The organism is Salinivibrio sp. SS2, assembly GCF_001722075.1.
Lineage (GTDB): Bacteria > Pseudomonadota > Gammaproteobacteria > Enterobacterales > Vibrionaceae > Salinivibrio > Salinivibrio proteolyticus.
The window spans coordinates 1-13,498 of sequence record NZ_MEBP01000055.1; the positions used below are offsets into that span (position 1 = coordinate 1).

Sequence of the window (13,498 nt, forward strand, 5' to 3'; positions counted from 1 at the left end):
GTCAAATTGTTAAAGAGCGTGTCGATTTAGTGGTCGGCATTTCGTGACTTGCGTCTCATTGCCCCGTCGACAGGAAGCGCAGTATAGAGATTTCAGTTTTTCCCGCAACCCCTTTTTGCAAAAAACTTTTCGTTAGCGCAAAAAGTGAACAGAAACGGTCGTTTTGTTTAATAAACCAGCAAAAACCGTCCCACTTTCGCTTACCAAGCTTCCTATTATAGTACCCACCCTCTGCTCTTTCCATAAAATGTGGCATACATCATACATTCGGGCTGGTAGCATAGTCGCTCTGTTTCTCACTAGGGAGTCATCGATATGAAGCATTGGCTTTTTCTGGGGTTTGCCATCGTGGCAGAGGTGATTGCAACCGCATCACTCAAAAACAGTGACGGCTTTTCTAAGCTCGTCCCTTCCGTATTAGTGGTGGTGGGATACAGTTTTTCCTTCTATTTGCTTGCGCTAACACTCCGAGCGATCCCTGTGGGCATTGCTTATGCCATCTGGGCTGGCGCCGGTGTGACTTTGATAGCGCTCATTGGTTGGTTGGTCTTCGGTCAGAAGCTTGATACGCCTGCGGTGATTGGAATGGCACTGATTGTTGCCGGTGTGGCCGTGATGAATTTATTTTCATCTGCATCTCCGCACTAGTTATCACGCCCACTGACGGTCGAGCTAAAACAAAAAACCCAGCCGAAGCTGGGTTTTTCTTTTTCAGGGGAAGGGCAATTACATCATACCGCCCATACCGCCCATGCCACCCATACCAGCAGCGCCCATATCAGCACCGCCATCTTTTTGTGGCAAGTCAGTAACCATTGCTTCGGTGGTGATCATTAGACCAGCAACAGAGGCAGCAAATTGCAGTGCACTACGGGTCACTTTGGTTGGGTCAAGAATACCCATTTCGATCATGTCACCGTATTCACCGGTTGCGGCGTTGTAACCATAGTTACCGTCACCTGCTTTCACATTGTTCGCAACCACTGAATCTTCATCACCCGCGTTAGTCGCGATTTGACGAATAGGTGCTTCCATGGCACGCAGTGCCACACGGATACCGACGTTTTGCTCTTCGTTATCGCCTTTCAGCTCGCCAACTTTGCTAGCAGCACGGATAAGCGCAACGCCACCACCGGCAACCACGCCTTCTTCCACTGCCGCACGAGTCGCGTGCAGAGCATCTTCAACGCGGTCTTTCTTCTCTTTCATCTCAACTTCAGTCGCCGCACCGACTTTGATTACTGCAACACCGCCAGCCAGTTTGGCGACGCGCTCTTGCAGTTTTTCTTTGTCGTAGTCTGAGCTCGCTTCTTCGATTTGTTGACGAATTTGAGCAACACGCGATTCGATAGAGGCTTCTTCACCAACACCATCGATAATAGTGGTGTTGTCTTTAGTGACAGTGACACGCTTAGCTTGGCCTAGATCTTCCAGCGTCACTTTCTCCAGTTCCATGCCAATCTCTTCTGAGATCACGGTACCAGCAGTCAGTGTCGCGATGTCTTGTAGCATCGCTTTACGACGATCACCAAAGCCAGGCGCTTTCACCGCAGCAACTTTTACGATGCCGCGCATGTTGTTGACAACCAAGGTCGCCAGCGCTTCACCTTCAACATCTTCTGCGATGATTAACAGTGGACGAGAGGCTTTAGAAACCGCTTCTAGCGTTGGTAGCAGCTCACGGATGTTAGACACTTTTTTGTCGATCAGCAGGATAAATGGGTTATCCAGCTCAACGTTGCCAGCTTCTTGGTTGTTGATGAAGTAAGGAGACAGGTAACCACGATCAAACTGCATGCCTTCAACAACGCTCAGCTCGTCTTGCAGAGATTGGCCTTCTTCAACAGTGATAACACCGTCGCGACCCACTTTATCCATGGCTTCAGCAATGATCTTACCCACAGTCTCATCTGAGTTGGCAGAGATAGTACCCACCTGAGCGATCGCGTTGCTGGTTGAGCAAGGTGAAGACAGTTTTTTCAGCTCTTCAACCGCAGCAACCACCGCTTTGTCGATACCACGCTTCAGATCCATTGGGTTCATGCCCGCTGCAACCGCTTTCAAGCCTTCATTGACGATAGATTGCGCCAATACAGTTGCAGTGGTCGTACCGTCACCTGCCGCATCATTTGCTTGTGAAGCGACTTCTTTTACCATTTGTGCGCCCATGTTCTGGAACTTGTCTTCCAGCTCGATTTCACGGGCAACAGACACGCCGTCTTTGGTGATAGTTGGCGCACCGAATGATTTGTCTAGAACAACGTTACGACCTTTAGGGCCTAGTGTGACTTTCACGGCATCCGCCAGAACATTCACACCTTCGAGCATTTTCGCGCGCGCGTCGTCACTAAATTTAACGTCTTTAGCAGCCATGATTCTATTCCTTTCTTACGTTCTTGATTGGAGGTGAAATGAATTACTCAACGATTGCCATAATGTCGCTTTCTGACAGGATCAGGACTTCTTTACCGTCGATTTTTTCACTCTTAGTACCGAAGCCTTCAGAGAAGATAACAGTGTCACCCACTTTAACGTCCAATGGCTGCACGTTGCCGTTTTCAAGAATACGGCCATTGCCTACCGCCAGTACTTTACCGCGAGTAGACTTTTCTGCAGCAGAACCAGTTAACACGATGCCGCCTGCTGATTTAGACTCAGCTTCTTGGCGCTCAACGATAACGCGATCATGTAGTGGACGAATGTTCATCGGTCGTCTCCTGAATTAGTAATGATGTTCCGTTTGATGAAGTAAGTATGCACACAGGCCGTTCATGCGTCCGGTTCCTGATGTAACTCCCTATGTGGGGACGCCCTTTTTCTTTCCCAAGGGTTTTACAGCAATTTTTTTGATTTTTTTTACCCGGCAGCTTCCTCACCTAGGTGCGATCCGCTAGGGTAAGCCGTCCCAACCCAGTGATCAGAGATTATGAACGACAAACACGGGCTGCTGTCCGCCCCGATCAACCTCACATTGCGTAAGATGACCGTGCCCATGGTATTTGGGCTATTTGCGATCATCATGTTCAATGTGGTGGATACCTTCTTTATTTCACTGCTTGGCACGGAAGCATTAGCCGCGGTGAGCTTCACCTTTCCCATCACCTTTGCGGTTAACTCCATCACGCTCGGATTAGGGGTCGGCATTGCCGCCTTGGTCGCGCGATTACTCGGCCAAGGCGATCATCAAGATGCCGCGCGGGTCTCGAGTCATGGTTTGATCTTGGCGGTATTCATGGTGATGGCCGTCGGTTGGTTAGGGGCCGCCACCATTAATCCAGTGTTCTCCGCGTTGGGGGCAAGCGACAACTTATTACCGTTAATCCACGATTATATGCAGGTGTGGTACCTCACCATTCCATTACTCGTCGTGCCGATGGCAGGAAACGCGGCTATCCGTGCCACAGGCGACACGAAAACGCCGGCGAAAATCATGATGATCTCTGGTGTCATTAATGGCGTGCTCGACCCCTTACTGATTTTTGGCTTGGGCCCATTTCCCGAACTGGGAGTGCAAGGGGCGGCCATCGCCAGTGCCGTCAGCTGGGCCGGCGCATTAATAGCCGCACTGAGTATACTAATTCGCCGTGAGCGACTGTTGATGGCGCCGCAATGGACCAAGCTAGCGACTGACGTGCGTCAGATCCTCAAAATTGGCATGCCGGCTGGAATGACCAATGCCTTAAACCCAGCCGCAGGCGCCATTTTAATGATGATGCTCGCCTCACAGGGAACAGAAAGCGTTGCCGCCTATGGCGCCGCTCAGCGTATTGAAGCCATTTTATTAATTGTGATGATGGCAATGACGTCATCGCTCACGCCCTTAATGTCGCAAAACTTTGGTGCGCAATACCATCAACGGGCCTTTCAGGCACTGTTTAGCGCGATGCGCTTTGCCATCTTGTTCCAGTTTGCCTTGTACTTGTCGCTGTGGCCTTTTATCGATCTGATTGCGGATGTATTCAGTGACGATGTGCGGGTTCAACAAGAAATTGCCCACTATTTAATGGTGGTCCCGGCCAGTTACGGCTTACAAGGCACCTTGATGTTATTGGTCGGTGGCCTGAATGCCATGAAGCGTTCGCTGCATTCGTTCGCCTGCAACCTAGTGCGTTTGTTTGTCTTCTTAGTGCCCTGTGCATGGCTGGGCGGCATGGTCAACGGCACCCATGGCCTGTTTGCGGGAATCGCCATTGCTAATCTACTGGCCGGTATTATGGCGTACCTGTATGCCGTGGTGCTGCGCCGTCAGACACTCGCGGCGTCACTGTCCGTCTGAGCCAGCTCATGAACGCGGTGCTGCAACGCATCTAACGCCTGATAAAGCGCTTGATACTGCGCCGCACTGAGTCCCTCGAGCATGGCTTTTTCCCACTCCAGCACCTTGGGAACAATGGTCTGATAATGGGTGCGGCCTTTGTCGGTCAAATGGACTAACGCGGCGCGCTGATCACCTTGGCACGCGCGTCGCTCTACCAACTGATGCCGCTCTAAACGAGTAAGCAAGCGCGACACTTTTACTTTATCCAACCGCGTTTCTGCGGCTAAATCTTTCGCCATCACGCCATCACGTGCGCCCAAAGAGGCCAGCACGCGCCATTCTGGACGCGACAATCCAAACTCTGCTTCATAACGTGCCGCAAGACTGTCGGCAACTAACTCCGCCGTGTGGACCAACTTATAAGGCAAAAAGCTATCGAGTGCTAAATGAGGAAGGGTCATATCAGTTAGTTTCAAATGAAATCATATAACCTACTTTACGAGAGGCTTCGATAAGATGCAAAGGTAGTGCTTTGTTTACACTTATGATTTTTAGGCGGCAAAAATACTGAACACATGAAGTAAAATATTTGTTAACATTACGTTGCTTTTTCTCGTCTCTGATCGCTAGTATAAACGGATAGATTGTTTCTTTTGAAACTATTTGGCCGTCCTGGTGAGCACGGCCGCCCAGCACAAGGAGCGAGTTATGCGAAAGTGGTTTTCATTCCCCATTCGTGAAGGGGATGCCTCACGTCAAGCCCACTGCGACTTTCCCGAGGGAACCTACGAGCGCGAGTGTGGCAAGGAAGGCTTTTTTGGCCCGGCCAGTCATATGTATCACCGCCATCCCCCGACGGGCTGGAGCGAGTGGGAAGGCCCATTGCGACCGCATGCTTTTGACACCAACCGAGTTGAAACTCAAGGCACGTCGCCAATGGATGCGCCTGTGCTGTTATCCAATGCCAACGTTCAGGTTCGCTTATGGCGCACCGATACCGCCATGTCTTATCTAGTGCGCAACAGCGATGGCGACGATTGCTTATTTGTCCACCAAGGCGAAGGCTCGCTGTATTGCGATTATGGCCACTTGCGCTACACCAAAGGCGATTATTTGATCATCCCTCGCGCCACCAGCTGGCGACTGGTGCCGGATGAGGCCACCACCTTGTTGATGATTGAAGCGACACATGGCTCCTACATGAGCGCCGAACGAGGCATCGTCGGCGAACATGCGGTGTTTGACCCTGCGGTGTTAGAACATGCGCGCATTGACGATAGCTTTAAAGCCCAGCAATCCGATAACGAAAGCTGGCAGGTGATGATCAAATCGCGCCAACAGCTTAACCGTGTCACCTATCCTTATAACCCACTCGATGCGGTAGGCTGGAAAGGCAACCTCACTGTATTCCGACTCAACTGGCGAGATATCCGCCCGTTGATGAGCCATCGTTATCACTTACCGCCATCCGCACACACCACCTTTGTCGCGCAAGGTTTTGTGATTTGCACCTTTGTCCCCCGCCCGATCGAGTCGGATCCTGGCGCACTGAAGGTGCCTTTCTACCACAATAACGATGACTATGATGAGGTACTTTTCTATCACCAAGGTGACTTTTTCAGCCGCGATAACATTGATGCCGGCATGGTGACATTACACCCTTGTGGCTTCCCGCATGGCCCTCACCCAAAAGCGTTCGCCGCGGGCAAAAAGCATCAGAAAAAAGAGACCGATGAAGTGGCGGTGATGATCGATACCCGCATGCCTCTTGATATGGGCGACGCGGCGAAAGCCACCGAACTGACCGATTATGTTTACTCTTGGCGCACGCCAAGTGACGCAGAATAGCGAAGGAGAAAGCAATGAAACTGGCTTCACTCAAACACGGACGTGATGGCAAATTGATTTTGGTCTCTCGTGACCTTACTCGCGCCGTCCACGCCGACGATATTGCACCCACACTACAAGCGGCACTCGATAATTGGGCGACACTGGCGCCCAAACTGACTCAGCGCTACGACGCGCTCAATGACAACCAAGTCAGTGAGTCCTTTGCCTTTGACCCCAGTGTCTGCGACTCACCACTGCCCCGCGCCTATCAGTGGGCAGATGGTAGCGCCTACGTTAACCACGTTGAACTGGTGCGCAAAGCGCGCGGCGCACAAATGCCTGAGAGTTTTTGGACTGATCCATTGATGTACCAAGGCATGTCTGATGGCTTTCTCGGTCCACGTGACGAGATTGAATTGGTGGATGATGCGTGGGGCTGTGACTTTGAAGCCGAGCTTGCTGTCGTCACCGATGATGTGCCCATGCACCTTAGTGCTGATAAAGCGGGCCAACACATTAAACTGCTGATGCTGGTCAACGACGTTTCCCTGCGCAACCTGATCCCCGGCGAGCTTGCCAAAGGGTTCGGCTTTTTCCAATCTAAGCCCGCCTCTGCATTTTCACCGGTGGCGGTTACCCCAGATGAGCTGGGCGATCACTGGCGCGACCATAAAGTCCACTTACCGATGCATGTCACCCTCAACGGCGAATGGTTCGGGTCACCCGACGCGGGTGTCGATATGACCTTTGATTTTGCCCAGTTGGTCGCGCATGTGGCGAAAAGCCGCCATGTCAGCGCTGGGACCATTATTGGCTCCGGCACCGTCTCCAATACCGATCGCAGTAAAGGCTCTTGCTGCTTAGCCGAAAAGCGTATGCTGGAAATTATCGACCAAGGCGAGGCAAAAACCCCGTTTATGACCTTTGGCGATAGCGTCACCATCGATATGCGCGACAGCCAAGATGCGTCTATTTTCGGCGCCATTGAGCAAACCGTGACCCGTTACATCACAGAATAACCTTGATGCGCGCCTAGTACCTCTAGGCGCGCGTGACGTTGATGCCGTCTAGGAGCTTGTATGCTGCTTTATGATTACAGTAAGTCGACCGCGGCCTACCGCGTCCGCATCGCCCTTGGCCTTAAAGGCCTCTCCTACCAACGAGAAACCGTGTCTTTGCTGGATAAACACCAGCACAGCGACGCCTATCGCTCGCTCAATCCCGCCGGTTTAGTGCCTACCTTGGTCGATGGCGATGTCACCTTGAGCCAATCACTGGCCATTATTGAATACCTCGATGAGCGCTATCCGCAGGTAAAACTGCTCCCCAGTGATCCAGTGCAAAAAGCCCAGTGCCGATCTCTGGCGCTCGATATTGCCTGTGATGTGCATCCACTCAATAACTTACGGGTTCTGCAATACTTAACCGGCCCCTTTGGCCACAGTGATGATGACAAAATTACTTGGTATCACCATTGGCTAAAACAAGGGTTCGATGGCTTGGAAGCCAAACTACAGAAATTAGACAGCCCCTTTATCGGCGGAGAAGCGCCCAATTTGGCCGATATTTGTTTGGTACCGCAGCTTTTTAATGCACGCCGATTTGCGTTTGATTTAACGGCCTACCCAACTTTGACGCGCATTGAGGCACAGTGCCAAACGCTGGATGCATTTATACAGGCACACCCTGATAAGAGCTAAGGAGAGAACATGAAAGACGGATTGTTGTGGGCGCCGGATAAGGAACGTCAAACCCACACGTTACTCGCCGCGTTTATCCGTGCCGTGAATCAGACTCACGATACCCAGCTGAGTGGTTATGACGATCTCTATGCATGGTCAGTACGTCAAAGCGGCGATTTTTGGCAACAGTTATGGCAATTTGCTGGCGTGATCGGCGATCCGGGCGAGAGTGTGTGCAATATCGACCCCGAGCACCCCAATCGAGATAGCCACTGGTTTCCCACCGCACGTCTGAACTATGCCGAAAACCTGCTCAAGCACGCAGGGCAATATGCCGACCAACCAGCGATGATTTTTAGCGGTGAGCATGAGGTAGCACGAACTCTCACTTGGCGTGAGCTCGTCGATCAGGTCGCGGCCATCCGTCACTACCTAGATATGCAAGGTGTTCAGCCGGGCGATGTGGTTGCTGGCTATTTACCTAATCTGCCTGAAACCGTGATTGCAATGCTTGCCACCGCAGCTCTGGGCGCGATTTGGACCTCAACCTCACCGGACTTTGGCGTCGACAGTGTGTTGGACCGTTTTGGCCAAACCGAGCCCAAAGTGCTGTTTACCACCGATCATTACCACTACAACGGCAAAACCTATGACTGCCTGAATAAAGCACAGCAGGTGGTGGATAACGTACCGGCCATTGAGCGCCTAGTGGTGATCCCTTTTGATGGTGATCGACCTTCTTTACCTGCTGGCGTGGATAACTGGCAAGACTTATTAGCCAAGGACGCGCCGCCGCTTCGCTTTACCCGCGTGGCGTTCAATGCCCCACTCTTTGTGCTGTACTCTTCCGGCACCACGGGTAAGCCCAAGTGCATTATTCATTCGGTGGGGGGAATATTGCTCAATCATTTGAAAGAGCATCAGCTCCATTCGGATGTGCGCCCCGGCGATCGCTTTTTCTACTTCACCACCTGCGGCTGGATGATGTGGAATTGGCAGGTCAGTGCCTTGGCAAGCGGCGCGACCTTGGTGCTTTATGATGGCTCACCGTTTTATCCCGATGCGGGCGTACTATGGCGACTGGCCGAGCAGCAACAGCTCACCCTTTTTGGTACGGCGGCGAAATACTTAGAAGCATTGGAAAAACAAGGGGTGGCACCGAAAGATGATTACTCGCTGGCGTCGCTACGCGTCCTGTGTTCGACCGGCTCGGTACTTGCGCCCGAGCAGTTTGATTATGTCTATCAAAAGATAAAGTCTGACCTGCAGTTAAGCTCGATTGCGGGTGGCACCGACATTTGTGGCTGCTTTGTTCTTGGCAGCCCGCTGTCACCGGTTTATCGCGGCGAAAGCCAAAAGCGCGGCTTGGCGCTCGATGTACAAGTGTTTAACGCCCAAGGCCAAGCGGTCGAGGAGCAGAAAGGGGAGCTGGTGTGCTGTAATAGCTTCCCCAACCAGCCGGTTGGCTTTTGGCACGATACCGATGGCAGTCGCTATCACAATGCCTATTGGAACAAGATTGATGATATCTGGTTTCATGGTGACTATGTGCGCCTGACCGCACAAGGTGGCATGGTGTTTTATGGTCGGTCTGATGCGGTATTGAACCCAGGCGGAGTACGAATTGGCACGGCAGAAATCTATCGCCATGTGAATCAGCTTAGCGAAATCATGGATTCAGTGGTCATTGGCCAGCAATGGCAAAATGATGTCCGCGTGGTGCTATTCGTCAAACTCGCCGCCGGCGTGACACTGGATGAGCCACTCAAGCAAGCCATCAAAAAAACCATCCGTACCCAGTGCACACCGCGTCACGTTCCCGCCGTGATTGCCGAGGTGAGCGATATTCCACGCACCAAGTCAGGGAAACTGGCCGAGCTGGCGGTGCGCGATGTGGTCCATGGCCAAGACGTAGCACAGTTAAGCGCGTTGGATAACCCAGCATCACTCGACCAATACCGTCAGCGTCCTGAGCTCACCGAGTAAGCTGACGCCATGATCGAAAAAGGCCGCATCTTCATGCGGCCTTTTGGCTGGGCTTAATCCCGAAACGGCTTAGCGCAGGCGATGGTCATCATCGTCATCTTTACGCTCATATTCACCCTCAAAGGTATTGCCATCCTCACCACGGCCTCCGCGACGGAACGGGTCCTCCCCAAAAGGACCTTGCGCATTGTCCCCTTGATGGAAACCACCTTGGCTAAAACCCGCTTGAGACACAGTGACGCGCTTCATCACTTGTTTGGCAAGCGCGGCTCGCGGCCCAGGCAAAAGCACCAACATGCCCATCGCATCGGTCATAAAACCTGGCGTTAACAGCAGCACGCCAGCGACGGCCAGCATCACGCCTTCAAGGATTTGCTGAGCGGGTAATTCTCCTCGGTTGAGCCTGTCTTGCACCGAAGCCAAGGTCATAATGCCTTGGCTTCGCACCAAAGACGCACCGACAAACGCGGTAATCAAAACCAGTGCCAGTGTGGGCCACAGCCCCAGCCAGCCACCAACCTGAATAAACAGGCCAATTTCGATCACTGGCACCAAAATAAATAGCAGTAATAAAACTGGAAACACGGTTCACCTCGCACTGGAAATTGACTTTTCATCCTAACATCAAAATCACGCAAAAGCCGAATCGGGAAAGTGGATTTACTGCTTGAATCTCGCGGCAAGAAAGCGCATTTTGTTATCGCCTCCTCTTAGTGCTGTGACCGGTGTCAGCCCTTTTCACCACATCATATGCTCTAATAGCGGCGAAAGGATGTAAGAGACGATACATCCAGCCAAAATCTCTGAGGAATGGATTCTACAGCAAAATTTGTGGCGACGTTTTAATCATTATAATAACTTTGATGTTAAGGCCAACACATGTCTCAGACGATTATTACACCCAATGATACCCCTACGCTGACTACTGCAACCCGCCTTGAAGAAGACTTACTCGGTCAACGCGCTGTTCCAGCCGATGCGTATTACGGTATTCACACCTTGCGCGCCATTGAGAACTTTACTATCTCAAGTACCCGTATTTCAGACATTCCCGATTTCGTTCGCGGCATGGTTTACACCAAAAAAGCTGCCGCGATGGCAAACCAAGAACTCGGCGTGATCCCCTCTGATGTCGGTGACTACATTATCAAAGCCTGTGACCAGATTTTGGAAACGGGTAAATGCATGGATCAGTTCCCTTCGGATGTCTTCCAAGGCGGCGCAGGCACCTCAGTGAACATGAATGCTAACGAGGTGATTGCCAACCTTGCGCTTGAACTGATGGGGCATGAGAAAGGTGACTATGATGTGATTAACCCCAACGATCACGTCAATAAGAGCCAATCGACCAACTGTGCGTACCCCACCGGTTTCCGAATTGCGGTCTACAACAGCATTCTCAAATTAATGGATGCGATTGATTATCTGCAAAACGAATTCAACAAAAAAGCGGAGACTTACTCTCACGTACTGAAAATTGGCCGCACCCAGCTGCAAGACGCAGTACCGATGACGGTCGGACAAGAGTTCAAAGCCTTTTCGGTACTACTGCGTGAAGAGATTAAGAACATTAAATATACCGCCGCACTGCTGCTCGAAGTCAACCTCGGCGCGACCGCGATTGGCACCAAGTTGAATGCCGCAGAAGGCTATCAGCAACTGGCGGTAAAACATCTGGCTGAAATCACAGGTCTGCCATGTATCCCGGCCGAAGATTTGATTGAAGCCACGTCAGACTGTGGCGCGTATGTCATGGTCCACGGCGCGCTGAAACGCTTGGCGGTGAAACTATCGAAGATCTGTAACGACTTGCGTCTACTCTCCTCGGGCCCACGAGCGGGACTCAATGAGCTTAACCTACCCGAAATGCAGGCAGGTTCATCCATTATGCCCGCCAAGGTTAACCCAGTGATCCCCGAGGTAGTCAACCAAGTGTGCTTTAAGGTGATGGGCAACGATACCACCATTACGTTTGCCGCCGAAGCCGGCCAACTTCAGCTTAACGTGATGGAGCCCGTGATTGGACAGGCACTGTTTGAGTCTATTTCCATTCTGGCGAATGGCTGCCGGAACTTGGGTGAGAAGTGTGTAAGCGGGATTACCGTCAACCAAGAGGTGTGCGAGCACTATGTGCACAACTCGATTGGGATTATCACTTATCTCAACCCCTTTATCGGCCACCACGAGGGCGATATTGTCGGCAAGATTTGTGCTGAGACTGGAAAGAGCGTGAAAGAAGTGGTGCTAGAACGCGGGTTAATGACCGAAGAAGAACTTGAAGACATCTTCTCCGTCGACAACCTGATGCATCCCAAGTATCGCGGTAAACGCTTTAACGCCTAAGTGAATAACGGTTAGCTAATCAAAAAGGGCGCTCAATGCGCCCTTTTTATTCGCCTGTCTTTCTATTGGCTTACAGCACCTGAGTGAGTAACAAACCGCAGGCAATGCTGAAGACCATACTGAGCAACCCCGGCACCATAAAGCTGTGGTTAAACACATATTTGCCAATCTGAGTCGTCCCTGTTCGGTCAAAATCAATAGAGGCAATGATAGGGCCATAATTGGGGATGAAGAAGTAACCATTTACCGCCACAAAGGTCGCGATGATAATTGAGGGTGGCAGACCCAGTGTAATCGCTACTGGCACCAGCACAGCCGTTGTTGCCCCTTGGCTATTCACCATGACCGATAGCGCAAACAAGGCAAAGGCGAACGTCCAAGGCGCCACCTCAACCAAGCCAGACACGGCTTCTTTTACCATATCCGCATGCCCACCAATCAAGGTATCACCCAGCCACGCAATACCAAAGATAGCGACAATGGCACGCATACCCGCATGAAACACCGAACCTTGGCTAATTGCATTGCCATCCGGTTTACAGGTCAAGATGATCAGTGCACCGACTGACAGCATCACAATTTCAATGGTATGCGCCATGCCAAGAGGCTCACCGTCAAACGCTGGGCGCAACGAAGGAAACGCCCCCATCAGCACCACAGTAATGGCCCCGAGTAAAAATAAGGTCACCGATTTTTTCGCTTCCGGCGTCACCTCGACCTCTTCCACGGTCGATGACGTTTCCATTTCTGCGCGAAATACGGGGTCTTGGAGGCGGCGTTGGTATTCAGGATCGTCTTTAAGCTCTTTACCAAGCTTATTGACGATCACACACGCAAGCGCAAGACCGATAAAGGTACTGGGAATGGTCACTGACAGCACATCGGTGAGCGTAATTCCTTGTGGCTCTAAAAAGGCCACGCAGGCCACTACAGCGGCAGCGATGGGGCTGGCCACAATCGCAAATTGCGAGGCGATAACCGCCATACTTAATGGCCGTGCTGGGCGAATGCCACTGCGGCGACTCACTTCCGCAATCACAGGCAACACGGAATAAGCAACGTGTCCTGTCCCCGCCATCATGGTAAAGACATAGGTCACTAAGGGGGCAATAAAGGTAATGTGACGCGGGTTTTTACGCAAAATGCCCGTGGCAATTTTAATAAGAAAATCAAGACCACCGGCTGCCTGCATACTGGCCGCAGCGGCAACGACTGCCATGATCATCAGCATGACATCAATCGGTGGGTGCGTGGGTTGCATACCAAACCCAAAACTTAATATCGCGAGGCCAACCCCGCCCATCACACCTAAACCAATGCCGCCAATTCGGGCACCAATCAAGATGCAGCTGAGTACCACTAATAACTCAACCAAAAACATAACGCTCTCCTACTCTGG

The 13,498-nt window shown here is 51.7% G+C and carries 12 protein-coding genes; 7 read left to right on the forward strand and 5 right to left on the reverse strand.

Features of this window, described 5'->3' with window-relative positions:
- The first annotated feature begins 315 nt into the window (after positions 1-315).
- The gene (locus BGK46_RS02835; RefSeq protein ID WP_069586952.1) at positions 316-648 is read left to right on the forward strand and encodes an SMR family transporter; all 333 of its coding nucleotides are present in this window, start codon (positions 316-318) and stop codon (positions 646-648) included.
- A 78-nt stretch (positions 649-726) separates the two neighbouring features.
- Here the strand turns inward: BGK46_RS02835 and groL are convergent, their stop codons facing one another.
- Together groL and BGK46_RS02845 are read right to left on the reverse strand one after the other, a co-directional pair.
- Positions 727-2,373, reverse strand: a complete 1,647-nt coding sequence (groL, locus tag BGK46_RS02840; RefSeq protein ID WP_069586953.1) for a chaperonin GroEL — start codon at positions 2,371-2,373, stop codon at positions 727-729.
- A gap of 43 nt (positions 2,374-2,416) precedes the next feature.
- A complete protein-coding gene (locus tag BGK46_RS02845; protein WP_069586954.1) occupies positions 2,417-2,707 on the reverse strand; it encodes a co-chaperone GroES in 291 nt (96 codons plus the stop codon).
- A 219-nt stretch (positions 2,708-2,926) separates the two neighbouring features.
- On the opposite strand from BGK46_RS02845, the gene BGK46_RS02850 reads away from it, so the two are divergent.
- Positions 2,927-4,276, forward strand: coding sequence for an MATE family efflux transporter (locus tag BGK46_RS02850; protein ID WP_069586955.1), 1,350 nt, complete (start codon positions 2,927-2,929; stop codon positions 4,274-4,276).
- Here BGK46_RS02850 and BGK46_RS02855 read toward each other — a convergent pair.
- Positions 4,246-4,734, reverse strand: a complete 489-nt coding sequence (locus BGK46_RS02855; protein ID WP_338013069.1) for a MarR family transcriptional regulator — start codon at positions 4,732-4,734, stop codon at positions 4,246-4,248. The two genes, BGK46_RS02850 and BGK46_RS02855, sit on opposite strands and share 31 nt — an antisense overlap.
- Positions 4,735-4,966: 232 nt before the next feature.
- On the opposite strand from BGK46_RS02855, the gene BGK46_RS02860 reads away from it, so the two are divergent.
- Genes BGK46_RS02860 through BGK46_RS02875 form a run of 4 tightly spaced genes read left to right on the forward strand, consistent with a single transcriptional unit; the run spans position 4,967 to position 9,756 of the window.
- Positions 4,967-6,106, forward strand: coding sequence for a homogentisate 1,2-dioxygenase (locus BGK46_RS02860; protein ID WP_069586957.1), 1,140 nt, complete (start codon positions 4,967-4,969; stop codon positions 6,104-6,106).
- 14 nt (positions 6,107-6,120) lie between these two features.
- Positions 6,121-7,107: a fumarylacetoacetate hydrolase family protein gene (locus BGK46_RS02865; RefSeq protein WP_069586958.1), complete on the forward strand. Its 987-nt coding sequence runs from the start codon at positions 6,121-6,123 to the stop codon at positions 7,105-7,107.
- Between the two features lie 60 nt (positions 7,108-7,167).
- Complete coding sequence (gene maiA, locus BGK46_RS02870) at positions 7,168-7,788, forward strand: maleylacetoacetate isomerase (protein WP_069586959.1); 621 nt, start codon at positions 7,168-7,170, stop codon at positions 7,786-7,788.
- A gap of 9 nt (positions 7,789-7,797) precedes the next feature.
- On the forward strand, positions 7,798-9,756 hold the full coding sequence (locus tag BGK46_RS02875) for an acetoacetate--CoA ligase (protein WP_069586960.1): 1,959 nt from the start codon (positions 7,798-7,800) through the stop codon (positions 9,754-9,756).
- A 69-nt stretch (positions 9,757-9,825) separates the two neighbouring features.
- Here BGK46_RS02875 and BGK46_RS02880 read toward each other — a convergent pair whose 3' ends face one another.
- Positions 9,826-10,341: an FxsA family protein gene (locus BGK46_RS02880; RefSeq protein WP_069586961.1), complete on the reverse strand. Its 516-nt coding sequence runs from the start codon at positions 10,339-10,341 to the stop codon at positions 9,826-9,828.
- Between the two features lie 306 nt (positions 10,342-10,647).
- Between BGK46_RS02880 and aspA the strand changes: the two genes are divergently transcribed.
- Positions 10,648-12,099 carry an aspartate ammonia-lyase gene (gene aspA, locus BGK46_RS02885; RefSeq protein WP_371440448.1) on the forward strand — a complete coding sequence of 484 codons (1,452 nt, stop codon included), beginning with the start codon at positions 10,648-10,650 and terminating at the stop codon, positions 12,097-12,099.
- A 70-nt stretch (positions 12,100-12,169) separates the two neighbouring features.
- Here aspA and BGK46_RS02890 read toward each other — a convergent pair whose 3' ends face one another.
- A complete protein-coding gene (locus BGK46_RS02890; protein ID WP_069586963.1) occupies positions 12,170-13,480 on the reverse strand; it encodes an anaerobic C4-dicarboxylate transporter family protein in 1,311 nt (436 codons plus the stop codon).
- Between the last annotated feature and the right edge of the window lie 18 nt (positions 13,481-13,498).